General features: G+C 40.7%; 16 protein-coding genes and 1 pseudogene. 5 read left to right on the plus strand and 12 right to left on the minus strand.

Features of this window, described 5'->3' with window-relative positions:
* Window positions 1–15 precede the first annotated feature (15 nt).
* The 4 genes from KZC02_RS22340 to KZC02_RS22355 all read right to left on the minus strand — a co-directional run bounded on the left by KZC02_RS22340 (window position 16) and on the right by KZC02_RS22355 (window position 6,119).
* Window positions 16–675: an ElyC/SanA/YdcF family protein gene (locus KZC02_RS22340; protein ID WP_310590347.1), complete on the minus strand. Its 660-nt coding sequence runs from the start codon at window positions 673–675 to the stop codon at window positions 16–18.
* A gap of 159 nt (window positions 676–834) precedes the next feature.
* A complete protein-coding gene (locus KZC02_RS22345; protein WP_221390715.1) occupies window positions 835–3,618 on the minus strand; it encodes a DNA gyrase/topoisomerase IV subunit A in 2,784 nt (927 codons plus the stop codon).
* A 169-nt stretch (window positions 3,619–3,787) separates the two neighbouring features.
* Window positions 3,788–4,438: a CoA pyrophosphatase gene (locus tag KZC02_RS22350; protein ID WP_221390716.1), complete on the minus strand. Its 651-nt coding sequence runs from the start codon at window positions 4,436–4,438 to the stop codon at window positions 3,788–3,790.
* 100 nt (window positions 4,439–4,538) lie between these two features.
* A complete protein-coding gene (locus KZC02_RS22355) occupies window positions 4,539–6,119 on the minus strand; it encodes an NAD(P)/FAD-dependent oxidoreductase (protein WP_221390717.1) in 1,581 nt (526 codons plus the stop codon).
* A 122-nt stretch (window positions 6,120–6,241) separates the two neighbouring features.
* On the opposite strand from KZC02_RS22355, the gene KZC02_RS22360 reads away from it, so the two are divergent.
* Entirely contained in the window at window positions 6,242–8,083 is a 1,842-nt protein-coding gene (locus KZC02_RS22360) for a glycoside hydrolase family 9 protein (RefSeq protein ID WP_221390718.1), read from the plus strand.
* A gap of 107 nt (window positions 8,084–8,190) precedes the next feature.
* Here the strand turns inward: KZC02_RS22360 and KZC02_RS22365 are convergent, their stop codons facing one another.
* Window positions 8,191–10,662 carry a kelch repeat-containing protein gene (locus KZC02_RS22365; protein WP_221390719.1) on the minus strand — a complete coding sequence of 824 codons (2,472 nt, stop codon included), beginning with the start codon at window positions 10,660–10,662 and terminating at the stop codon, window positions 8,191–8,193.
* A 251-nt stretch (window positions 10,663–10,913) separates the two neighbouring features.
* Here KZC02_RS22365 and KZC02_RS22370 point away from each other — a divergent pair, with 251 nt between their 5' ends.
* Window positions 10,914–11,057, plus strand: coding sequence for a hypothetical protein (locus KZC02_RS22370; RefSeq protein WP_221390720.1), 144 nt, complete (start codon window positions 10,914–10,916; stop codon window positions 11,055–11,057).
* On the opposite strand, the gene KZC02_RS22375 is transcribed toward KZC02_RS22370, so the two are convergent.
* Window positions 11,054–11,488: a heme-binding protein gene (locus KZC02_RS22375; RefSeq protein ID WP_221390721.1), complete on the minus strand. Its 435-nt coding sequence runs from the start codon at window positions 11,486–11,488 to the stop codon at window positions 11,054–11,056. The genes KZC02_RS22370 and KZC02_RS22375 overlap by 4 nt on opposite strands.
* 215 nt (window positions 11,489–11,703) lie before the next feature.
* On the opposite strand from KZC02_RS22375, the gene KZC02_RS22380 reads away from it, so the two are divergent.
* A complete protein-coding gene (locus KZC02_RS22380; RefSeq protein ID WP_255637496.1) occupies window positions 11,704–12,564 on the plus strand; it encodes an SDR family oxidoreductase in 861 nt (286 codons plus the stop codon).
* Between the two features lie 44 nt (window positions 12,565–12,608).
* On the opposite strand, the gene KZC02_RS22385 is transcribed toward KZC02_RS22380, so the two are convergent.
* Window positions 12,609–13,499 carry a sterol desaturase family protein gene (locus KZC02_RS22385; protein WP_221390722.1) on the minus strand — a complete coding sequence of 297 codons (891 nt, stop codon included), beginning with the start codon at window positions 13,497–13,499 and terminating at the stop codon, window positions 12,609–12,611.
* A 173-nt stretch (window positions 13,500–13,672) separates the two neighbouring features.
* Window positions 13,673–15,163: a helix-turn-helix domain-containing protein gene (locus KZC02_RS22390; RefSeq protein ID WP_221390723.1), complete on the minus strand. Its 1,491-nt coding sequence runs from the start codon at window positions 15,161–15,163 to the stop codon at window positions 13,673–13,675.
* Between the two features lie 402 nt (window positions 15,164–15,565).
* On the opposite strand from KZC02_RS22390, the gene leuS reads away from it, so the two are divergent.
* The gene (gene leuS / locus KZC02_RS22395; protein ID WP_221390724.1) at window positions 15,566–18,448 is read left to right on the plus strand and encodes a leucine--tRNA ligase; all 2,883 of its coding nucleotides are present in this window, start codon (window positions 15,566–15,568) and stop codon (window positions 18,446–18,448) included.
* Window positions 18,449–18,541: 93 nt separating this feature from the next.
* Here the strand turns inward: leuS and KZC02_RS22400 are convergent, their stop codons facing one another.
* Together KZC02_RS22400 and KZC02_RS22405 are read right to left on the minus strand one after the other, a co-directional pair.
* Entirely contained in the window at window positions 18,542–18,922 is a 381-nt protein-coding gene (locus tag KZC02_RS22400) for a T9SS type A sorting domain-containing protein (RefSeq protein WP_221390725.1), read from the minus strand.
* Window positions 18,923–19,449: 527 nt separating this feature from the next.
* The gene (locus KZC02_RS22405) at window positions 19,450–20,265 is read right to left on the minus strand and encodes a sugar phosphate isomerase/epimerase (protein WP_229253731.1); all 816 of its coding nucleotides are present in this window, start codon (window positions 20,263–20,265) and stop codon (window positions 19,450–19,452) included.
* 483 nt (window positions 20,266–20,748) lie between these two features.
* On the opposite strand from KZC02_RS22405, the gene KZC02_RS22410 reads away from it, so the two are divergent.
* Window positions 20,749–22,206 (plus strand): amidohydrolase, encoded by a 1,458-nt coding sequence (locus tag KZC02_RS22410; RefSeq protein WP_221390726.1) that lies wholly within the window; start codon window positions 20,749–20,751, stop codon window positions 22,204–22,206.
* A gap of 86 nt (window positions 22,207–22,292) precedes the next feature.
* On the opposite strand, the pseudogene KZC02_RS33395 reads toward KZC02_RS22410, so the two are convergent.
* A pseudogene (locus KZC02_RS33395) lies at window positions 22,293–23,668 on the minus strand (M16 family metallopeptidase).
* A gap of 47 nt (window positions 23,669–23,715) precedes the next feature.
* Window positions 23,716–25,053, minus strand: a complete 1,338-nt coding sequence (locus tag KZC02_RS22420) for a pitrilysin family protein (RefSeq protein ID WP_221390727.1) — start codon at window positions 25,051–25,053, stop codon at window positions 23,716–23,718.
* Window positions 25,054–25,083 lie beyond the last annotated feature (30 nt).

Genomic DNA, 25,083 nt, shown 5'->3' on the forward strand with positions numbered 1-25,083 from the left:
AAGTGTGGAATTCCATTACTTTTCTTTTTGGTTTTTCATTTTTTTCGTGATCTCATTATTTGATGTAATGTCGGCAGATGGCCGCAGAAAATGAACATCCAGCACAGCCTTTGGCCTCGCAAGATACTCGCGTATGAGCGTGCGGAATGAATAACCGTCCGGTACATCCTGTGCCGCAAACGAAATGGCATTAATTCCTTCATTACGTGCAATATACAGTGCCCTGGCATTGTGGAAGTTCTGGGAAATAATCGTGAAATTATCCTGGTTAAATACCTGCCTGCATCGCACAACCGAGTCGAAAGTGCGGAATCCTGCATAATCCAGCGTCATGACATTTTCAGGAACTCCCAGATTAAGCAATGCCTTTTTCATGTCCAGCGGCTCGTTATAATACTGTGAATCGTTATTTCCACTTAAAATAATATACTTGATCTTGCCTTCCTTAAACAAATGCGCAGTAGCTTCCATCCGGTATTTGAAAAAGAGGTTTTCCTTTCCTTTTTCTGTATTTCTGCTGGTTCCCAAAACAAGGGCTACATCATTACTTGGTAAACTTTCAATCGAAAAAAAATTGTACTGCCGCGTGTAATATACTATCCAGAAATTACACAGCAAGATGAAAACCAAGCAGATAAATACCAGGAAAATAATCGCTTTGAGCAAATTTTTCAATTCTGTAATTCGGGATAATCTTTAAGACTAACAACTGATTACCGGTTTCTGGTTCTCCAAACATTTTTGTCGTTTTGAACTATACGCCGGAACGTATACTTTTTGTTGCTGCCGGCGATGAAAAACCGGCAGCAGCAAAAAGTATTTTACATTGTTTTTCTATTCAAACAAACCTAACTGGCTTTTGCGTTTAGAGCCTTTCTTTGGTTCTTTCTTAGGTTTTAAAACCTTTTCATCTTCTTCGTTTTCGTCGGGTACGGCTTCCTCAGTTGCAGTTATATCCGGTATTTCTTCCGGAATAGCCTCCTGAATTACTTCATCCAGCGCTACAATATCTGCATCGGAAGTTCCATCCGTATCCTGGATTTCCTCAGCTTCTTCTACATTGTCCGCCACTTCTTCATTTGCTTCAGCCGGCTCAGAAATGATTTCATCAGGCAGGTCGGGTAGGGAAGGAAGCCAGCGTATTTCTTTGAATTTATCAAAAGGAAGTTTGTTTCCCATTGCTTTCCAACCACGGATTTCTACAATTTCCGCAATCAGATATTCTGTATTTACACGTTCGGTTTGAGCTGTTTTTGGTAATGAGATTTCCAGTTTTGGATATTTATCTGTACTGGCTAATAACAGCTTACTGTTTTTTGCATCACTGATAAACAGGAATTTCTTGTCTAGAGAAGAAGTTTCAATATGGAAACGTTTGATGAAATGCTGCTTCTGCCCTCCATCATAATAAACAGCAGTAATAGCGATTTTCGGATCGAATTTCTTAACAAGCAAGACCTCATTGGAAACATAGTGGTTCGTCAGGTCAAAACTGGTCAGCTCATAGGTTCCTTCTTTATATACGACCAAAATACTGTCTGACGCCTCAAAATTGCCCAGATATTCACCCCGTTCGTCCCGGTTTAATCTTCCTATAATCGGGTCAAACCATAAGTCTACACCACCTAATGTAGATCTTCCTGCCTGTTTCAGCGTAATTTTCCTGACCGAATATTTGGTCAGTACATTACCCATCGCACTGCGGTTTTTAATAAGCAGTTCAGCAAAATTGAAATCAAATTGCTTCACTTTTGCTTTGCTTTGGGCAGTAAGACTTAATGTGATAATTTCGGCTTCCCCATTTTCATTTGCGCTGAAATAGGTAATTTTCGATTTCGGGCTTCCCTGTGTAAGATCATACTCCCGGTCACGCGTTACGGCAGTTACCTGAAATCTCTTGCTGTATGAAACCCCGGTTTTGCCATCTACATAAATGAGGTTATACACCTTGCGCTCATCGTTCTTAACAAAAACTGCACAGTAAATAATATCCTTTCCGACAAACACCTTTTCCTGCGCTTTAACAACCAGGCATTTTCCATCGGTTTTGAAAACGATGATATCATCAATATCCGAGCAGTCCATCACATACTCGTCCTTTTTAAGCCCGTAACCTACAAAACCCTCAGCACGATTGACATACAGTTTCTGATTATTAGCGGCCACAATATTGGCTGAGATCTGATTGAAAGCACGTATTTCAGTTCTTCTTTCTCTTCCCTTGCCATATTTTTTCAATAAATCTCTAAAAAAAGCGATGGCAAAACGTGTGATATTAGCCAGGTTTTCCTCAGTTTCTGCCAATTCATCACTCCACTTCTTCATTTGCTCGTCGGCTTTGTAACCGTCGTATTTCGAGATCCGCTTGATCCTGATCTCTGTCAGTTCAACGATATCATCATCATTTATTTCCCTGTAAAACTGTGGTTTGAAAGGTTCCAGTCCCTTGTCAATTGTCCTGATAACGGCTTCGAAAGTTTCACATTCTTCAATATCACGGTATATACGGTTTTCAATAAATATTTTTTCAAGAGAACCATAAAGGATTTTTTCCAGCAACGCCAGCCGTTTGATTTCTAATTCACGCTGAAGAAGATGGACAGTTTGCTGGGTATTATATTTTAAAATTTCGGTAACACCAACAAAATGAGGCTTGTCTGCAATAATAATACAGGCATTAGGCGAAATGGATATTTCACAATCTGTAAATGCATAAAGTGCATCCATCGTAATATCCGGTGAAACTCCCGGAGCCAGATGCACCTGAATTTCCACATCCGCAGCGGTATTATCTACCACTTTCCTGATCTTTATTTTACCTCCGTCATTCGCTTTTACGATGGATTCAATCAGGGAAGTCGTTGTAATGCCAAATGGAATATCCCTGATCACAAGCATTTTCTTGTCTTCCTCCTCGATTCTGGCACGTACCCTTACTTTTCCACCTCGCTGGCCATCATTGTAATTGGAAACATCAACCTGGCCGCCAGTCAGGAAGTCGGGATAAATGGTTACGTCTTTGCCTTGTAAAATGCTAATGGACGCTTCTATCAGTTCGCAAAAATTATGCGGTAATATCTTGGTCGACAAACCTACCGCAATACCTTCCACACCAAGGGAAAGCGTCAGTGGGAATTTAACAGGAAGTGTTACAGGCTCCCGCTTACGGCCGTCATATGACAATTGCCATTCCGTAGTGGCATCATTGAAGACGATCTCTCTTGAAAACTTTGAAAGCCGGACCTCAATATAACGTGCAGCCGCAGCTCCGTCGCCGGTCCTGATATCACCCCAGTTACCTTGTGTATCAAAAAGCAGTTCCTTTTGTCCAAGGTTGACAATGGCATCGTAAATAGAAGCATCGCCATGCGGGTGAAACTGCATGGAGGAACCAACCACATTCGCAACTTTATTGAAGCGGCCGTCATCCATTTCGTTCAATGCATGCAGAATCCTGCGCTGAACCGGTTTTAACCCGTCTTCAATTGCAGGAACAGCGCGTTCCAGAATTACATAAGAGGCATAATCGAGAAACCAGCTTTCGTAAAGGCCCGAGATGGGTAATTTGTCGTGTAACTTGCTATCTTCTACGTCAGGCGTAGCTCCGTTTTCGTCCATAAATTGAGGAAGAACCAGGGTTTAAATATTCTGTAAATTTTATTAATGTTGTTTTCTTACCGGCTTTCGCGGAAGAACCAATGCATTTCAAAACAATGAAACAACTTGAAGAATTCCGGAAGAATTTCTGTTAAAAACACCGCTAATATACTAAATAAAGCGCTTATTTTTAGTTTTTCGGGCTGGTATCTGAGGCATTGATAACAGTCAGCAGTTCGCTGATCATCATAGCTGTTGCACCCCAGATTTTATAACCCTGAATTTCATAATGAGGAGCGTATACCTGTTCTCCCCTTATTTGTATATTGCTGGATCCGACAATATTTATGTTGGAAATTTCATCCAGTTTTATCTCAAAAATATCCTCTACTTCACGTGCATCAGGATAAAAATCCGGACGATAAGGAATGGTTGCAACTACGGGCAAAACAAAAAAGTTACTGGGTGGGATAAAAAGCTCTGTCAGGCTTCCCAGAATTTTTACGTCTGTCAGTCTGAGCCCGATTTCCTCCTGTGCTTCCCGTAAAGCTGTACGTATCAGATTTTCGTCACTCAGTTCATACCTCCCGCCGGGAAACGCTACTTGTCCGGAATGTACTCCGTCGTAAGCCGGACGGAGAATGAGAGGGAAATAAATTTCGTCCTTATGTGGATAGAATAAAATAAGAACGGCGCTTTTACGGGTCCGGTTATTGGGCTTAAAACTTAACCGGAGCGACGAAGTTGCCTGCATAATCCGGTGAGCCGACTCGCCTGGAAGCGGGTTTTTGAGATTTTGGGATATATGATTAATAAAGGACGAAAATGATCCTAGTATCATTATGAGTTTATATAGTTTGAATTGATGTCAGTACTGTATTAACAATGAGAATCAATACAGAGTTTCGAAGCTTTCCAATATAGCAATTTTTGAAAAAAAATCAAAATACATGCGCGTACAACTTTGCAAGTTGCTCAGCACAACGCTCACCGTCCATGGCAGCCGACATAATTCCTCCGGCATAACCGGCACCTTCCCCGCATGGAAATAAACCTTTAACTACCGGATGCTCGCAGGAATCTCTGTCCCTGGGTATTCTGACTGGTGAGGAAGTCCGGCTTTCAACTCCGATCAGCTGCGCATCATTGGATAAATATCCCTTCATTTTCCTGCCAAAATCTGCCAGCCCGTCACGCAGCGGATTGGAAATATTTGGTGGAAGTACTTCATACAGATCAACGGAATGTAAACCTGGCTGGTAAGAAGTTTCCTTCAATTCCGCAGATATTTTCATTTTTACAAAATCATTTGCCAGTTGTGCAGGAGCCGTTTGTGTAGTTCCTGCCAGATTACACGCTTTTTGCTCAATTTCTTTTTGAAACTGAAGTCCTGCCAATGCTCCAAATTCTTTATAAGGGGCAATATCTTCTTCTTCAACAGAAACCACAATCCCTGAATTAGCATAAGGTGAATCCCTGCGGGAAGGTGACATACCGTTCACAACAAGTTCGCCGGGAGATGTGGCAGCGGGAACAATAAACCCACCCGGACACATACAAAACGAAAATACGCCACGCTGAATACCTTTGTACCGTGTTTGCGTAACCAGGCTGTACGAAGCGGCCGGCAGATAAGGGCCACGATCCGTTTCACAATGGTATTGGATTTTGTCAATTACACGTTGCGGATGCTCGATGCGGACACCCATCGCAAATGACTTACTTTCGATCAGGATATTTTTGTCATTCAGCAATTCATAAATATCGCGTGCAGAATGGCCGGTTGCCAGAATCACACCAATGCCGGTATGTTCTTTGCTGTCATCAGTAATGACTCCTTTCAGTTCATTTTGTTCCAGTATCAGATCCGTAACCTTAGTGTCAAAATGAATTTCACCGCCTGCTTTCAGGATGCTTTCACGCATTTCTGCTACAACAACAGGCAGTTTATTGGTGCCGATATGAGGATGCGTATCGACAAGGATCTGTTCACTTGCACCGTGCCCTACAAATATTTCAAGCACTCTGCGGATATCACCTCTTTTATTTGATCTTGTATATAATTTTCCATCGGAATAAGTCCCGGCACCACCTTCGCCAAAGCAGTAATTGGATTCCGGATTAACAATATGCTCTTTGTTGATCGCTGCCAGATCACGTCTTCGGGCACGGACATCTTTGCCTCTTTCAAAAAGCACAGGTTTGATACCCAGTTCGATAAGCCGTAATGCTGCAAACATTCCTGCCGGACCGCATCCTACAACCAAAGCCTTTGGGCGCTGGCTCACATCCGGATAATTGAGATTGAAGCTGATCAGTGAAGGCGGCAGTTCATTTACATACACTTCTGCCTGCACATTCACTTTAACCTGTTTGCTCCGTGCATCGATAGATTGCCGTGTTCTGCGGATTACTGGATTTTCATCTTTATTCAGACGTAGTTTTTTGATGATAAACTGACGGAGATTCTCGTCGTCAAGCGCTACTTCAGGAAGTAGAGTTAATTGAAGTGTCTGGTGCATTTGGAAAGGGATTTATCCTTTAAGGACGCAAAGATAATAAATCCGGGTTTTGGAATGCATTTCACATTTTGAGAAGTCGGATAAAACAGGGAATTTTAGGTTTAATCCTATTATCTGATTTTATGAAATCCAATTACAAACACTTATATCTTTTATTGTTCATATACTTTTTGTCCTTTCCTGTTTTTGCACAAAGCATTAAGATACTGACCAACCATATAGGCTACGAAAATACGAATGTAAAAAGAGCTGTTGTGCTGGCTGAAAGTAAATTATCTATTCCGGTATTTCAAATAATAGATATTGCATCCGGAAAGGTGGTGTACAATGGTAAAACGCAATTCAGCGGCCCGGTTGCCAAATGGAAAAACTGGCTATTCTGGACAATTGATTTCAGTGATGTCAAAACGGAAGGAAATTATAAAGTTCAGGTAATAAACGCAGGAAAGACAATTTCTTCCTATCCTTTTGTAATTGGAAAAAATGTACTGGAATCGGCTACCTTATCCAACGTAATTTATTATTTCAAAGGACAACGAAGCTCGGGATTACTGGATAAAGCGGATCATCATTTGTTATTAAAAGGCCAGACGAAAGATACGGTTGATGTACACGGTGGCTGGTATGATGCTTCGGGAGATTATGGGAAACATTTATCACATCTTACGTTTTCAACCTATTTTAACCCACAGCAAATTTCGTTGACCGCATGGAGTTTGTTTAAAACGTATGATCAGCTTATTAAAAGAAAAGGCAATGACTTTCGTCAGTACAACCGCCGTTTGCTCGATGAGGCAATGTATGGTGCTGATTATCTGGTGCGTGTACAGGTAAAAGACGGATCATTTTACCGTTCGGTTTCAGCTCCCGGCCCGGGCAAAATGGCGAAAGACAGAGTCATTCAGGCAGAGGAGCAGAGCTATCGGATCAAGGAAAATAAAGACCAGGCATTTAGTGATACAGATAAGTCGGACAACTGGAAAAAGTACCAGGTTAGTTACCGGTCGGGTGGAGGCATGAGCATTGCTGCACTGGCAATCGCGGCCGCGCACGATTCTTCCGGAGATTTTAGCAATAAGAAATATTTATTGGCGGCTGAAAATGCATTCCGTTTTTTAGAAAAAAATAATGGAATGATGACCAATGATGGCAAAGAAAACATTGTGGACGACTACTGTGCGTTGAGTGCAGCTACTGAATTGTATAGGACAACCAAAAAGGATGAATACAAAATTGCGGCTGAAAAGCGCGCAGAAAGTTTGCTGGGCCGGCTTGTTTCATCTGAAAAATATAAAAACTTCTGGCGTGCCGATGACCATGACAGACCTTTTTTCCACCCATCAGATGCAGGATTACCGGTAGTAAGCCTGCTCAATTATTATCCTTTTGCTTCTATTGAATTGCAAGCCGGAATAAAGGAGGCAATCAAAAAGTCACTGACTTTTGAATTGGCCTTAACAAGTGAAGTGAAAAATCCTTTTGGATACAGCAGACAGTTAACACAGGATACATTGGGGATTCAAAAAACCACTTTCTTCTTTCCGCATGGAAGTGATGCATCTCCATGGTGGCAGGGTGAAAATGCAAGAATTGCTTCTATTGCAGCCGCTGCAAGATTAGCGGCTCCGTTATTTTCCTCAGATAAACCATTTCAGGATAGTCTTGAAAATTTTGCATTAAATCAGCTCAACTGGATTCTTGGATCAAATCCCTACAATACGTCGATGTTACAGGGTTCAGGATATAATAATCCGGCTTATGGATTTTTCGGAACTTTTGAATATACCAATGCACCGGGCGGAATTGTCAACGGGATTACTTCGGGGATTGACAATGAGGACGATATTGATTTCAATCTTTCATATGCCCAAACCGGTAAAGACAATGACTGGCGCTGGGCCGAACAATGGCTGCCGCACGCCGCTTGGTACTTACTGGCAGTATCTTCGGGGAGTATGAAGTAGGTTACACAGAGACTCACGGAAAGAGGAAGAGTGCCACGGAGAATATATCAAAACTCCGTGGTCCTCTTTTTTTCTCTGTGGCTCTCGGTGTAACATATCTGCCTTTGTCATTGTACTATTAACTTACCGGAGCAGGAACCAGAAATTGCATCAGCTCTGATAATATACGTGTTTTTTGCAAGAGCAATCTGTTTACTAACGGCGGCATCAGCATATCCTTCTTCATTGGTTATGCAGCTCGTTGTGTGTACGACGTGACCTAGCAGATTTACAATAGAAATATTTACCTTTTCATTTTTATCAAAGTTTTCCAATTTCAGATAAACCGTATTGCTATATGATGGATTTGGAGAAATTGTGATTTTTTTTATTCCTGCTTTCGTTTTCAAATTTATATAATCATCTTTCAAATCAGCACTTTTACGGCTTACGGCATTATTGTTCACCGCTATACCCTTAAATGTAGTACTGCCATTTGAGCCGCCCGTATAGTATAGGCTTCCGTTCAAGACAGCTGCAACTCCTGAATAACGTGTTACTGGCATTGGTGTAAGACTTGTCCAGATATTGGTAGCCGGATTATAAGCTGATACCAATGCAACACGCAGTTTGAGATGAACTGCCTCGCCTCCCAAAACTATTATTTGGTTTCCCATTACAACCACACTTGACGAAATGTGTCCCAGTCCATAATTGCCTGGTGCAGGCAAGTCCGCCAGTTTAGTCCATAAATTGGTCTTTGGATCATAAACATGCACATCTTTCTGCGTAACGAGGTGTTCATCATGCCCATATTGCCCGCCTATGTAATATATTTTTCCCTTGAACACTGTTGAGCCGGCGTGTTGCCTTGGATTAGGAAGAGGTGCCATAGCCTTCCAACCGGCTGTGATATCGTCGAGATCCAGTACATAATGGCTCGCCATGTCCTGTGTTCTTTGCAAATTTGTACCTCCAATATGATGTAATCTGCCGTTGACAAATTCCAGTTGTCCGGCTGCAAGTTTTATGGGGAGGTCAGGCAATTTGATATAAGTGTTGGAAGCCACATGATATTTCCACACCTGTTGAGTTCCGAATATCTGTCCGGTTCCGGTTGCATTGGAAGTATATCCGCCGGAAAAATATATATCGGTTCCATCCGTAGCTGTTCCGGCATGTGAAATGCCACCTAAATTGGTACCATTAGGTGTATGGGGTAAATCGGCAATGCGGGTCCAGGTATCGGCAACAGGATCGTAACCGTAGGATCTTTTAGTAGGAGTGAATGAGCTTTTCTGACTATCGAAGCCACCGAAGTTATACCATTTTCCATTGACTGTTTCACCTTGTGCTTCACTTACTTTAAAAGGTTGAAAAGCTGCCTTCGTCCAGTTTATCGTAGTAAAATCCTGGATAGGGTCAGTAGCGACTGTAATCCGCATGAGTACCGAAGCTTCATCCACAGCCAATTCGGTTGCTGCAACAACATTAAGCATATATTCTGACTGCGTGTGATGGTTTAACCGCTTGTTTACCAGAATTTGGCCGCTATTTTCATCAATGGAAAATGCGCCGTTGGTATTTCCTGATTGTATCCGGTAAGTAATTGCACCTCCATCAATTGCGGAAGCTCTGACTCTGCCTGCCAGCGAACCTGTCAATGAATTGTCATTGATATTAAAATTATAGGCGGAAGAATCAAATTGTAATATTTTGCTGACTGAAAAATTATTAAAGCTATATGTGACGGGTGTGTCAGCGTCCCGATGAGATGCTAATAATCCTGTATATGCTTTGCTGGCTGTAATTCCCATTCCGCTTAAACTGACTGATGAAAGGGGGTAATTGATCCCAACATTGATGTAAGTTTGGCCGCCGTCAGTTGAGTAAAAGCCGGAGCCTGCGTTTTTTGCCGGATCAATAATCAGTTTAAGCCCTACTGAATAAGTATGCAATCTGTTGATTGTTGCCGTGGTACGCTGGTCAACATTTGCAGAACCGATTGTTTTGTCGGAAACATCGTTTAACTCACGCCGGAGTTCAATTTTATTATTCGTGACCACCAGTTTAATGTATGTTTTATCACTTATACCAAACCAAATTCCTGCCTGCTGTCCTTTTGAACCATAAAATGGATTAATAATTTCAGTTTTAATTATCATTTTATCGCGTGAATCAACCATCACTCCCAAAGCATTAATCTGGTTATTGCTTGTCAGATAGCCAATTCCTTTATTCGACTTTAAATTTAGCTTGCCATCTGTAACCTTTAACGCCTCCGGAAGGTAGGCCGGAATAGCCGAATTAGGAGCTGTAATATCCTGTGCAAGCCTGGTGCCTGAATAATTCTGAACCATCGTAAAACCAGTGCCCAGATTATTCTGGTCTGTAATCGTATTGGCTACAGGATCATTAAAAAGAAGATTATAAGGTAAGCTGACCTGGATCTGATCGCAGGAAAGCGGACTTATAGGATAACAGCTTAGCGACCTGGCTGTCAGTGGAAATAATACATTGAATATTATCAGTACAATTAGTTTTTGAGTTCCTGAAAATAGCGATAGAAGCGGATGGTTGGTAAATCTGTTTTTCGACATAAGCTTAGCGTGTTAAAGTTTTTTCAAATTTTCTTTTCAATTTGAAATTACGCTATAAAACCTTATGCCAGAAGGCATTATTAATTTTAATTTAATTAGTTTGAGAATAAAATCTATTTATTATACAATTATTGCGATAAAATATGATATTAATTTATCTAAATCACTGCAATGTACTTGCTACTACATGCTTCAATGCACCCATAGCCAATGACCAGATTTGTAGCAGATAAGGGGGAGTAGTAGCAAATATGAGAACATCAGGATTTATTAACGGATATTATTTCAATTCGTTGACAGGGCTGGAAACAATCCTGCCGGAAACAAAAAGGCCCGATCCCGGATATCTAAACCAGGATCGGGCAGAGGCTTGCAGCCTGATGTATCAGTATTAATTTTGTCTGAAATTTTCTGTGTGTTCCGTTTTCATTTCAAAAGCAGCCACACCAGCTTCTGCCACCGAATGGTCCTGTTCGCCTGAACCGCCACTTACGCCAATAGCTCCTATCACTCTTCCATCTTTTTTAAGTGGAATCCCACCGGCGAAGATCATTACTTTACCATCGTTGGATGCATGAATCCCAAAAAACTGCTGACCAGATTGGGCATTGTCAGCAAGGTCCTTTGTACTGATATCGAATGCACGGGACGTAAAAGCTTTTTTGATAGAAATATCAATACTTCCCAGCCAGGCATTATCCATACGCACGTGAGCAATCAGATTTCCTCCTGCATCAGCAACCGCAATATTCATTGGCTGGCCTATTTGAACTGCCTTGTTTTCTGCTGCAGCAATAATTTTTCTGGCATCTGCTAATGTGATCATAGTTCTGTTTTTTAAAGGTGAAATGAACATTGGGGGTTGTAGCAATATCCGTTCCTTTGGGAAATGAGATAAAACCTGCGATATAATATATGCCTTTTTTGCATCCATTTCAAGCTTTTCTACGTATGTGTTTCTGTATAACCTAACGAAAACCCTTACCTTTACCACTTCTATTTAACGCACCCATACCAAATACCACTATTCATAAGATATTAATTACCGGGGCTACGGGCCAGGTTGGAAGTAAAACAATAAATTTCCTGAAAGGAAATAATGATATAGAGATCGTTGCCGCTGTACGTAATCCGGATAAAGCCCGGGCATTTGCCAAAAAAGATATAGCCACGGTTTTGTTTGATTTTGATGACTCACAAACACATGCAACAGCTCTGAAAGGAATTAAAAGTGTGTTTATGGTTACTGGTTATACGGTCGACATGCTGCGGCAGAGCAAGGTTTTTTTGGACAGTGCCAAAAAAGCAGGTGTAAAACACATTGTTCATCTTGGTGCATGCGGACGTGACGACACGACTGTTGCACATTGGGCCTGGCATCAACTGGTTGAGAAATATATAGAGTCGTCCGGGTTTTCGTTTACACACCTGCGTCCTGAAACTTTTATGCAGAACATGTTGAGTTATGGCGGCAAGAAAGTGGTTACGAAAGGTGTTTTTAACCAGTATGTGGACGGAGCTCGTAAAAGCTGGGTGGATGTAGAAGATGTAGCGCAGGTAGCCGCATTATCACTTTTGCATCCGGATCTGCATGGTGGAAAAACGTACAGAATGGGTTATGATGCGAAGTCGTATGATGACATTGCTGATATGATGACATTACTCTTGAAAAGGCCTTATCAATATCAGCCGCAGTCGCCGGACGTATTTTTACAATCTATGAAAGATGCGGGCGCCGATATGGCGTATATGCATTGTGTTTACGATCACTATAAACGTTATGCTGCCGGTACAATTCCGGGTGCAGATGATACTTTTGATAATTTTTATCAGATAACCGGCAACCAACCAGTAACCTGGGAAATGTTTATCAAAAAACACAAAGCTGAATTTGAATATTAGGATGGGGTTTTTGAATTTTCTTTTAGAGTAAAATTGCAAACTGCTTACTCCTGGCTTATTCTCTTTTGCAATTCCTTGCTTGTTTGCCTGGAACCGTCAGGTGACCAGCCAGGTGCTTTTAGAAGATATTTGAATTTCGTTTTCAGGTCAACTGGTTGTTTGAAATCTTGTCTTATTTCCTTCCATTCATGAAAGACAGTTTCTTTTAATCCATCAGAACCTGCCGGTTTTGTCAGTCCGTATTGTGGCGGTACATTCTGGATTTCTTCCTGAAAAGTGCCAAAAATCCGGTCCCAGATGATAAGGCACATACCCATGTTTTTGTCAAGATATTCTATGTTGCTGGCATGGTGTACGCGGTGATGCGACGGTGTTACGAAAATGTATTCAAGCCAGCCCAGTTTATTAATATATTCGGTATGGACAATGATCCCGTAAATTTGGGTAACCGAATACATGATTACAATATCAGCGGGGCTGAATCCAAGCAAAACCAGAGGAATGAAGTAAATAAACCGGTAAAGCGGCTGAAAAACAGAAGAACGAAAACCGGTCGTCAGGTTAAAATGCTCAGAAGAATGATGGGTAACATGGACTGCCCAGAAAAGCCTGCTGTGGTGATCGACATAATGCAGGGTGTAAAATGCCAGATCTTCCAGCAGGAAAAGAGCTGGCCAATAAATATATTGATTAGCAATGGGTTCGATAATGCGGAAATTATAAAACCATATTAGTATTCCCACATAAGCAGTACGAAACAGCAGGTCAACTCCACCATTAATAAGCATTAAAACTGCATTGGTCGCGCTGTCTTTAAATGTATAACTACGCCTTTCTGAACGGTTGGTCAAAAATATTTCCAGACCTATGAGGAAAATATAAAACGGGGTTGACAGCTTTAAGATAAGATCCTCGAATTCGTACGTGCCTGGCATAGTATCACTTCAAATATGTATACAAATATAGAACGGAAGTAAAACGAAATATTTATATTAATCACTTTTTAAGCTATTTCTAATTGTATTATTGATCTGAATGTTAAGAAATAGCTATTTCTCCGACGATTAGAGATGGATCCTATTTATTTTTACCCAAAAAATTATTTTCGTTACTTAATTAACCTTTTGAGCGCATTTCTCAGTGCTTCATTTTTGAATTTTTTCTGCAAAATAATCGGCGCAGCAATACGCTCCTTACAATCAAATAAAGAACATCTTTCGCAAGTCTGGTTTACTATACGATGTGGAATGGCTGAATCCTGTAAAAAGCCAAGCTTTTCCTTTGTTTGCTCATCCAGGAAAATTCCCATTGATACACTTACATTGAGGTTAGGCGTAGTAACTGTGGGTTGGGCAAAACTGATTACCAGGTACTCATCCTGAGAATCAACGTAAGTGGATTTTTGAGCCTTGCATAGAATATTGGGCGCTAATTTATTTTCTTTTAGCTCGGCCAGATCATTCAATATCGTTAGTGCTACCCAGCGCCTGCAATAATGTTCGTCACGTACAGTATGTGGATAATGCTTACGTGAAATATGCATTTCCTTGGTCATATCAAAAAGATTTTGCCCGGCAAAGTTATTGAAGCGCGAAAAGTAAATCTGGTTGATCCCGAAATACTGGGGCAAAACGTTACTGACCCGGTAAAAAAAGGATTCCGGTGTTGTATTAAAATCGTGGATCATGGCAATCAGCATTTCGGGCTGCCATGTTTTTAGTAAAAGAAAATCAGCGAGTTTTGGAATGAGCAAACTTCTTCTGATGATAATGGCACTCGCAAAATAAGATGCTTTAAAGTTGTTCAGGAGCTGCTCAAATGATTCAGCTTCAACCAGTGCTGTGGTATGCAGCCGGTTTTTAAGGTTCAGGTAATGATAGCCTATTTCACGGCCATAAATAAATGCTCTCTGTACAGAAGATAAATGCGTATTGATCAAAAGACGGTGCCCCTGATTCCCTGGAATAGTTAGTGAACGTACGCTGGCAAACTCAGGATTCGCTTTTTCGTTGATATCCTCAATCTTGTAATTGTAATTATTTGTCAGGATTCCCGCGAGTTGAATTTCATCCAAAAGTGCAAGACCAGGAACGTCATGAAATGTTAAAAAACGCTCTGCTTCCAGCTCTATATCCTCAAAATAATTATCGTGCATTTCCTGGTAAGTACGTAATGCCGAGAAATAAAATTTTTCAATGGACATGTTGTAATTCCTGGCAATTTCGATCAGCGTTCCTACAAACGCACTGATTTTAGTAGGTGCGTCAGACAGTATTTCAAGTAAGTTAGCCGGATCAATGCCAAATAATTCAAGCGGAAGTTCAGTAAGAATATTAGAGCTGAGCAACTCCGAAATCGGTTCCAGTCGTTTGCTTAATTTGAGCGATACAAGTGTGTCGTAATCCACGTCCATGGCCTTGGCCAAGGCAATGATCTTGTCTGATTTCGGGTATTTTTTTCCTTTTTCGATTTCGTTGATATAAGATAACGATAGCCCTGACTTTTGAGAAAGTTCACTAAGTGATAATCCTTTGTCGAGACGAAGTTGTTTTAGTTTTAGTCCAAAAACCAGTTTTACGTTATCGGTATTTATAGCCACAATGAAACAGGAAGTATAAAGTTAAGATTTGGATAATCAATTTTTCATTTGAAAGCCAAGCGGGCAATATAAATAAATATAGACAAAAGTAGAAATTAACGGTTAATGATAAGTACAGGTAAAGTAAAAAGCAGCGCCGTTGCGGTTAATTCCTTCCTTTTTAATCTGCCTATTATATAAACTCAGGTCCTGTGGCTGGCAGTTCTGTTAATCCTGCAATCCTGTCTGAATTTGTTGTTTGTCCTAGTTTCACAAGTTACCTCAAATGGTATTTCTGATCTTATATAAAGTACGACAACGAGTAATACAACCAAAACCACTATTTTTGCGGGCAATTTTATTGTCACACAATTACTAAAGATCATTATCCTATAAAAAAGCGGGATAGCAAATAACTTGAAGATGAGCGAGTACAGTCATAAGGAGATAGAAAAGAAATGGCAGGATTATTGGGAAAGTAATCAAACTTTCAAAGTTGAAAATCATTCTGATCTTCCTAAATATTATGTGTTGGATATGTTTCCTTATCCTTCCGGTGCCGGTTTACATGTGGGGCATCCGTTAGGGTACATTGCATCGGATATTTATTCCAGATATAAAAGACTGAAAGGATTCAATGTTTTGCACCCGATGGGTTTCGATAGTTTCGGGCTTCCAGCTGAGCAATATGCTATTCAGACAGGCCAGCATCCTGCTGTTACCACCGAGCAAAATATTACCAGATATATTGAACAACTGAAAAACCTTGGTTTCAGTTACGACTGGAGCCGCGAAGTCCGCACCTCTGATCCGTCTTATTACAAATGGACGCAATGGATTTTTATGGAACTTTTCAATAGCTGGTATAACAACGATACACAGCAGGCAGAGGCCATTGAAACATTAACTGCAAAGTTTGAAAACTATGGTAACAGTCATGTAAACGCTCCTTGTGATGAGGATACACCGGCTTTTACCGCGCAAGAATGGAATGTTTTTACCGAAGAAGAACAATATAAAATTACGCTTAAATACCGCCTGACTTATGTAGCCGATGCAACCGTAAACTGGTGTGCAGCATTGGGTTCTGTATTGTCCAATGATGAGGTAAAAGACGGCGTATCAGAGCGTGGCGGTTATCCTGTCGTGCAAAAATTAATGCGCCAGTGGATGATGCGTATCACTGCCTACTCACAGCGCCTTTTGGATGGACTGGATACCGTAGAATGGACTGATTCCTTAAAAGAACAGCAAAGGAACTGGATCGGAAGGTCGGTAGGAGCTCTTGTTAAGTTTGAAATAGAAGGAAAGGGAAGAATGGAGGAAAGGGAGGAACGGAATGATGCCACCCTTCCTTCTTCCCCTTCCTCCATTCCTCCCAATTTTTCCCCAATAATTGAAGTCTTCACCACTCGTGTTGATACGATTTATGGAGTTAGTTTCATGGTAATAGCACCGGAACATGAATTGGTAGACGTAATTACCACGCCGGAGCAGCGTGCTGAGATTGACGCATATATTGATATGACCAAAAAGCGGTCGGAGCGTGACAGGATGTCGGATGTGAAAACGGTTTCAGGTGCTTTTACGGGCGCTTATGTGATCAATCCTGCGAATGATGAAAAAGTGCCGGTTTATATCGCTGACTATGTTTTGGCAGGATATGGAACTGGTGCTGTGATGGGAGTTCCATCGGGTGATCAGCGTGACTGGAACTTCGCCAAACATTTTGATCTGCCTATTATTCCGATTCTGGACGCGCAAAAAGAAATTGATATCCAGGCTGATGCAACGAAAGAAGGCCAGTATATCAATTCAGGAATGATCAACGGAATGAAGTTTAATGAAGCCAATAAAACATTAATTGAATGGCTTGAAGAAAGAGGAGTTGGAAAAGGAAAAATCAATTACCGTTTGCGTGATGCCGTATTTGGCCGTCAGCGTTACTGGGGTGAACCTGTGCCGGTTTATTATAAAAATGACAGCACCGGACAACCTATACCTTATTTACTGGAAGAAAGTGAATTGCCACTGAATTTACCGGAAGTAGATAAATACCTGCCAACAGAAAGCGGAGAGCCACCATTGGGTAGGGCAGAAGGCTGGGAACATGGCACAGGTAATGCTTACGAACTGAGCACCATGCCGGGCTGGGCTGGCAGCAGCTGGTACTGGTACCGTTACATGGATTCCAAAAATGACGAAGAGTTTGCATCAAAAGAAGCGATTGATTACTGGCGTAATGTGGATTTGTACATTGGCGGTACTGAACATGCCACAGGACATTTGTTATACAGTCGTTTTTGGAATAAGTTTTTGAAAGACAGAGGGTTTGTTCCTGAGGAAGAGCCTTTCAAAAAACTGATCAACCAGGGGATGATCCAGGGACGGAGCAGTTTTGTGTATCGGGTAAAAAGCGAAGAGTTTAGTAAGCCGGTTTTTGTAAGTGCAGGATTGAGATCACAATATGAAGTCACTGCTTTGCACGTAGATGTGAATATTGTTGAAAATGATATTCTTGATATTGAAAAATTCAAAGCAACCCGTTTTGATATATCGGCTGAAAATGCAGAGTTTATCCTGGAAGACGGAAAATACCATTGCGGTGTGGAAGTAGAAAAAATGTCTAAATCCAAGTTCAATGTTGTGAACCCGGATGACATTGTGACTAAATATGGTGCAGATACTTTGCGGCTATATGAAATGTTTCTTGGGCCATTAGAACAGGCAAAACCCTGGAATACAAATGGCATCGACGGAACATATCGTTTTATCCGTAAATTCTGGCGTTTGTTTTATTCTGAAACCGGGCAATGGCTGGTAAAAGAGGAAGCCGCGAAGCCGGAAGAGTTGAAAGTATTGCACAAGACAATCAAAAAGATCGAAGAGGATATTGAGCACTTTTCTTTCAATACTGCTGTGAGTGCGTTTATGGTTTGTGTAAATGAACTGGGTGCCCTGAAATGTCATAGTAAGGCTGTGTTGCAGGAGTTGGTTGTGTTGCTTTCTCCTTACGCTCCGCACATAACAGAAGAACTTTGGGATGCACTGGGCAATGAAAAGGGAATGGTTTCTAAAACAGCTTTCCCAAAATTTGAGCCTCAATATGTTGTGGAAGCTATTTTTGAATATCCAATCCAGATCAACGGAAAAGTGAGGATTTCTTTGCCATTTGCATTGGATACTACGCCTGCCGATATTGAAAAGGAAGTACTGGCTAATGAAACGGTTCAGAGATGGATGGAAGGAAATGTAGCTAAAAAGGTTATTGTTGTTCCAAAACGTATTGTAAACGTCGTTATTTAAGACTTAAGTTAATATAAAAAGAGAAGGCAATTGCAAAACCAGCGATTGCCTTCTCTTTTTATATGTATATCAGAATTAGAAAAATACTGCTGCTTAATTCATGGATATTACTCGTTCAGGGTGTTTTTCATTTACTTCTACCTTTTTAATTTGTTTTTCGCCATCGCTCATAATTTGTAAAGTATACTCACCGGTCGGTAGTTCATTTACATCCAGGGAACGTCGGAATTTTGTTTCATTTTTGTTAACTACTTCCTGATACAGAATATTTCCTCTTTTGTCCTGAAGCTGAATTACTGTCAGTTTCTCATTATACTTGTTTACATTGACATTAATTTTACCAGTTTTGGTCGCGTAGATCCCGGTTCCAAATGCAGTAACTTTCTTTGTTTTTTTGTCTTCTGCTGAGGCGCTGAAAGCGAGCACGGTAGTAAGAGCTAATGCGTAAATGAAATTTTTTGCTGAAGTTTTCATGGCTGTTTAAATTTTGAATGATCCGGCTCTCCGGTGTTTGGCTAATTGTTCATTTAAGAACAGGACAAATGTAAGTGCAATGATCACTACTATGCAATGCATAGTACATGAATGGTTTTATTTTAAAATAAACGGTAACTATTTAATTATCAAGAGAATTGCGGCTCGATAAGGCCAGAAGCACCTTAGGCAGCGAGAAGGGCCGGCGACCGGTTTTAATAAGAATGGATTTCAATTTATGGAAAAACAAAAAACCTATTTAATCGGCAGTGCGCCTTTAAATAGGTTTGAATGTCTAGTGTGTTAATGAAGTAAACTTATAAAACGATGAAGTGTATTTCAGTTATTGATGAAATGTTTTATAGTAATGTGTATAGCTGTATTAATCTAAAAGTGTGTGTTTCCAGTTAAGACTGCCCGGTTTCTGATCGGTCACAAATTCTGAGAAAATAAATAAAAAATAAAAAAAGACACCTGTAGCTAATTTTTGGCTACAGGCGTCTAGTGTTTATTACCAGCTTTTCTGATTATTCTTTCAATCCTTTGATGTAGGCGATCGTTACCGGTATCTGTTTGATATAAGACGGGCTTTCGTCTTCAATAAAATAATGTTTGATTCCGGCTTTTTTTGCAGCTTTCAAAACAGCCGGGATGTCAATCGAACCTGTTCCAAGTGCCACGTCGTTGGTCGTTGGAGTTCCGCCCGACAGATCACCTTTCACACCTTTTTTCAGATCCTTTAAATGCATCAGTTTCCAGCGGTTACCATATTTAGTTAAAAGCTTTGCCGGATCCTGCCCAGGAAAAGCAACCCATAAAATATCCATTTCGAAGGATACATATTCCGGATTTGTATTTTTTACAATATAATCAAACAAAGTGCCGTCAGCATAAGGAACGAACTCGAAACCATGCGTGTGGTAACAAAGTGTAATTCCGTTCTCTTTAAGGATTTTACCTGACCTGTTAAAATCTTCCACAGCTTTTTTTGCCGTTTCCAGGTCGAATGTTTTTTCATGAGGGATCCATGCTACCATCACGTATTCCGCACCCAGAATTTTGGCATTTTTAATGGTTTCGTCGGTACTGGCTGCCAGCATTTTATAGTCAGCCCCAATAGACTTCATTTTTATTCCTCTTTTATCCAGCTGTTTACGCAGTTCTTCGGTCGACATTCCGTTGAGCGGTCCTCCTTCCATTTCAGTAATACCAAAAGACTGAATCGTATCCAGTGTTGCTTCTATTCCTTTGGGCCAGCTCTCCCGAAAAGTATAAGCCTGAACCCCGACAGGATTTGTATATAGTGCTTTTCCGGATTGGGCAAAACCTCCGTGGCTTAACAAAGCACCCAGAAATATAGCTGCCAGTCTTTTTTGTTTTGTTCATATTGTAAAGTTTTAGCGTTTTTTGAATAAATTATTCATTGTCAGTATGTCAATAATTTTCAGGATATAATTCTAAATGGTATTGTCATTTCTAACTAAAAAGATCAACGGTCTTTAAAACCTACTCGTTGTATAAATGACAGATTACATACAATATATACGTCATGAGCCAGTCGATACTTCTATTTATATTGGTAAAATCATATAAATTATTAAAAGTGACGATGCTGAAAAATGAGGTGATGAATATATCTACCTGAAGTAAATAAATGCGTATTTGGGTACTTTGGTAAAATAATATATGGTTTAATTTGATATTAACTATAATAAAATCCTGATTAAAGTTATTTCACTTGCATGTGAACTTGAATTATGATAATCTACATTTGTAAAAACAGGCAGAGTCCTGGGAATGATCTAACTGATAATAAACCAATAGGAATGAAGAAGATTAATTTGGGATTTCTGACTTTATTAAGTCTGAGTACTTTTACAACTTACGGACAAACAACGGTCACAAAAGAACAAAAAGAAGTTATTGTCAGTCTCGACAAGAAAAAAGACCATTATGGCGATGTTTCAAAAAAAATCTGGGATCTGGCAGAAGTTGGCTATATGGAAGTGAAGAGTTCGGCGATCCTTGAAGAAGAATTGGAAAAAGAAGGCTTCACATTGGAAAAAGGTGTTGCCGGCATTCCTACTGCATTTGTGGCTACGTATGGAAAAGGAAAACCGGAAATCAGTATCCTGGCTGAATATGATGCGCTTCCGGGTATGGCGCAGGAAGCCGTTCCGGAGCGGAAAGTTATTGAAGGACAAAAAGCCGGTCATGCATGCGGACATCATCTTTTTGGGACCGGATCAGTGGCGGCCGCAATTGCAGTAAAAGAATGGCTGAAACAAAATGGGAAAACAGGTACTATTAAATTAATGGGCTGCCCCGCAGAAGAAGGTGGCTCGGGAAAAGTATATATGGTAAGAGAAGGCGTGTTCAAAAATTCGGACATTGTTTTACACTGGCATCCGGGAGATCATAATTCTGCAAACCCGATGTCATCACTTGCAAATATTTCCGCCAAATTTCGTTTTTACGGCGTTGCTGCCCATGCTGCCGGAGCTCCTGAAAAAGGCCGTTCGGCATTGGATGGTGTGGAAGCAATGGACTATATGGTAAATATGATGCGTGAACACGTCCCGCAGGATACCAAGATTCATTATGTAATAACCCGGGGTGGAGAAGCGCCAAATGTTGTTCCTGCTTTTGCAGAAGTTTACTATTATGCGCGTCACAGCAATAGGGACGTTGTGAAAGGTGTTTGGGAAAGAATCATGGAAGCTGCCAAAGGTGCAGCTATGGGAACAGGTACAAAAGTTGAAGTAGAAGTTACTGGCGGCGCTTACGATTTACTGCCGATTGAATCTCTTTCACGTGTTTTATACAAAAATCTTGAAGCTGTTGGAGGTGTAAGCTATACGCCGGAAGAGATTTCATTTTCAGAGAAAATCATTGCCTCACTAACGACTTCAGAAGGCGCAAAACCTACATACACAGATGCTGCCGCAGTTACGCCGTTCTCTGCAAACCCGGAAGCGCTCGGTGGGTCAACAGATGTTGGTGATGTAAGCTGGGCTGTCCCAACAGTCGGATTTGGGGCTGCAACCTGGGTGCCCGGTACACCAGCACATAGCTGGCAGGCAGTAGCTGCCGGTGGAACCGACATTGGAAAAAAAGGTATGATGGTGGCTTCCAAAACGCTTGCATTGACGGCCATTGATCTGTTCAAAGATCCTGCTTTAATCGAAAAAGCCCACGCAGACTGGCTAAAAGCAAGAGGTGCCAACTTTAAATATGATGCAATGGTTGGAGATCGTAAACCGGCATTAGATTACAGAAAGTAACCAGAACTTCGGCTTTCGGCCGTCGGCAATCGTTCAATTAATATCCAAAATGGATTTATCCGATTGCCGAAAGCCGATGTTAATATTTAAAATCCGTCTGCCTTAATTTCTTTTTCAGTTATCTCGCCATATTTTTTAACCTGTTCTTTGATCTCACTGGCTTTTCCGACCAATACAAATTGCAGTTTTTCTTTCGGAAAATAGTTGGCAATAATTTCTTTGGCTTGCGCAGTCGTCAGTCCGTCTACTTTGGTTTGAAAAGTATTGATATAATTTTCATCAAAATTGAATACAAACATATCTGTCAGCAAACGTGCCAATGCACCGGCAGATTCATAATTCGGCGGAAAGTCTCCCTTTACGTACGATTTGGCCGAAGCAAGCGTAGTTTCATCAATGCCGGATTTATGCAGGCTATCCAGTACACTTAAAGCCATATCAATAGCCGGAACTGTACTTGCGTTTTTGGTAAAAGTGCTGATCGCAAATGTTCCGGCATATTTATAACGTGAAAACCTGCTGCTTGCACCGTAAGTTAAACCTGAATTTACACGCAGAGCATCATTAAGCCATGAAGTAAAACGTCCGCCCAGAATCGTATTCACAACCATAATCGGCACATAATCAACTGAATTATAATCGACACCCTGTCCGCCAATTAAAAAAGTAGTTTCTCTTGCATCTTCTTTGTTGACCAACAGAACACGGCTTTTTTCGAAAGTTAGGTCAGGAGCAACACGTTTGATCATTCTGGATTCTGCTGTTTTCCATTCTCCGAAAAGACCTGTAATCTTTTTTTCATATCAGCCGTTTTGAAATCGCCGACAACGGCAATCGCACCCTTTCCTGTGGTGTAATTGCTTGTATAAAAAGATTTTACGTCTCCTGCCGAAATTTTATCAACAGTAGATTTGATACCATCACCCGGAGTTGCGTAAGGAAAGTTTTTGAATACAAATTCATTAAAATAATTTCCTATAACCGTTCGCGGGCTTTCTTTTTGCTGTTCCAGTTCGAGCAATGTCCTTTGTTTGTGTTTATCAAACTCTGTAATATCAAAAACAGGAAACATCAAAACCTGCTGAATGATATCAAAAATCTTATCCTGGTCTTTCACGGCAAAAGAAGACGTAACACCCGAATTATCTTTACTGATATAAGTCCGCAGATCAGCACCAACAAAATCCGTCATTTCTTCTATCTGGGCTTTTGTATATTTTTTTGTGCCAAATGTTAAAGCATCTGCGGTAAGGCTGGCTAATCCATAACGTTCGCTGTCATGGATCGAACCTGCATCAAATACAGCTGAAACGTTGATAAGCGGGACTTCATGCTGTTCCATAAGAAAGACAGTCAGTCCGTTTTTTAGTTTGAATTTTTCGTATTTGGGTACTTTAAAATTATTCTGGGCAATGGCTGATATGGAGATCATCGCGAACAGCACAAAGATGATATGTTTCATATTTTTTCTAATAAATAGATTCTTGTGTTTTAGTGAATTTCAGGCCTTTACTTAGTCGAAACCTTTTCCGCTTTTTCCGGTAATAAATATCCGACAGTCCTGTTTCTTTCAGTAAAATATTTGCCAGCAATTCGTTTGATATCTTCTGCTGTCACTTTTTGATATTCTTGTGGTGCATCAAACATTTTCCGGTAATCGCCAAAAAATACATCATACGTTCCCAGGCTATTCGATTTCCCATTGATCGTTTCCAAAGAATGATAGAATTCCATCAGTTTCTGGTTTTTAACTTTTTGCAGTTCTGCTTCCGACACGCCATTTTTAGCAATATTGTCAATTTGTGAAAGTACCGCCTTTTCCAGATCCTGTGCAGAAATACCGTTTCCGGCAATCGCATAAATGTTGAAAAGGTTAGGATCAAAGCCTTCTCCCAAAAATGTAAAAACCCTGGAAGCAATGGTTGTGTCCATCACAAGCGATTTTACAAGTCGTGAGGAATTACCGGAAGATAATATACTGCTGAACAAATCCAGTGCATAATAATCCTCATGTCCGGTTTGTGGAGTATGATAAGCAAGCAATACGTTAGGTGTAGAAATGTCTTTATAGGCCGTAACCCTGCGTTCTCCGTTTTGCTGAGGTTCGATGGTCCGTATTTTTTGAGGCAATGCGCCTGCTACGATTGGAGCCATATATTGGTCAGCCAGTTTCCGTACCTGATCTAATGTAATATCTCCTGTAACAACCACAGTAGTGTTATTGGGTGAATAGTACGTTTTGAAATACGTTTCCAAATCCTTTTGCGTCCAGCTTTTAATGTCTGATTCAAAGCCAATTACAGGAAACATATAAGGATGTTCCTGAAAAGCTACGGATTGTACTAATTCTCCGATTAATCTATAATTGCTGTTTTCAAGGCCTGTACTGCGTTCTGAAAGCACGACACCTCTTTCACTTTCAACCATTTTCGGATCAATACTCAGATCAGCAATCCGGTCAGATTCCAGTTTGAAAATCGTTTCAAGTGCATCTTTTTGAAACCAGTCCGTATATACTGTTACGTTCTCGGTTGTGTATGCATTATTGGAACCACCGTTTGCTTCCATAACCTGGTCGAATTGCTTAGGGCCGTAGTTTTTGGAGCCGTTGAACATCATATGCTCAAAGAAGTGGGAGAGGCCTGTAATGCCATGGACTTCATTGCGTGAACCCACTTTCCAGAACAGGTACATGTTGGCAGTTGGAATGGAATGATCTTCCAGAACCAGAAATTTCATGCCATTTTTCAACGTAAAGGTCTTAACATCATCAGTTTTAGTTTGCGCAAAAGCAGTACCGGACCAGGCAAGCATTGCCGCTCCCAGCAGGAATTTTCGTAGCCTCATCTATTATGTTTTGTTAATTGTATTGTAATA

Origin of the sequence: Dyadobacter sp. NIV53 (assembly GCF_019711195.1) — a bacterium.
Taxonomy (GTDB): Bacteria; Bacteroidota; Bacteroidia; order Cytophagales; family Spirosomataceae; genus Dyadobacter.

Coding starts and splice junctions, on each gene's coding strand:
- KZC02_RS22375 (WP_221390721.1), bottom strand. CDS start 11,488: ATGATCACATTAGCAGATGCCAGAAAAATTATTGCTGCAGCAGAAAAC.
- KZC02_RS22400 (WP_221390725.1), bottom strand. CDS start 18,922: ATGAAAACTTCAGCAAAAAATTTCATTTACGCATTAGCTCTTACTACC.
- KZC02_RS22360 (WP_221390718.1), top strand. CDS start 6,242: ATGAAATCCAATTACAAACACTTATATCTTTTATTGTTCATATACTTT.
- KZC02_RS22355 (WP_221390717.1), bottom strand. CDS start 6,119: ATGCACCAGACACTTCAATTAACTCTACTTCCTGAAGTAGCGCTTGAC.
- KZC02_RS22345 (WP_221390715.1), bottom strand. CDS start 3,618: ATGGACGAAAACGGAGCTACGCCTGACGTAGAAGATAGCAAGTTACAC.
- KZC02_RS22385 (WP_221390722.1), bottom strand. CDS start 13,499: ATGCCAGGCACGTACGAATTCGAGGATCTTATCTTAAAGCTGTCAACC.
- KZC02_RS22420 (WP_221390727.1), bottom strand. CDS start 25,053: ATGAGGCTACGAAAATTCCTGCTGGGAGCGGCAATGCTTGCCTGGTCC.
- KZC02_RS22370 (WP_221390720.1), top strand. CDS start 10,914: ATGAGAACATCAGGATTTATTAACGGATATTATTTCAATTCGTTGACA.
- leuS (WP_221390724.1), top strand. CDS start 15,566: ATGAGCGAGTACAGTCATAAGGAGATAGAAAAGAAATGGCAGGATTAT.
- KZC02_RS22365 (WP_221390719.1), bottom strand. CDS start 10,662: ATGTCGAAAAACAGATTTACCAACCATCCGCTTCTATCGCTATTTTCA.
- KZC02_RS22350 (WP_221390716.1), bottom strand. CDS start 4,438: ATGATACTAGGATCATTTTCGTCCTTTATTAATCATATATCCCAAAAT.
- KZC02_RS22410 (WP_221390726.1), top strand. CDS start 20,749: ATGAAGAAGATTAATTTGGGATTTCTGACTTTATTAAGTCTGAGTACT.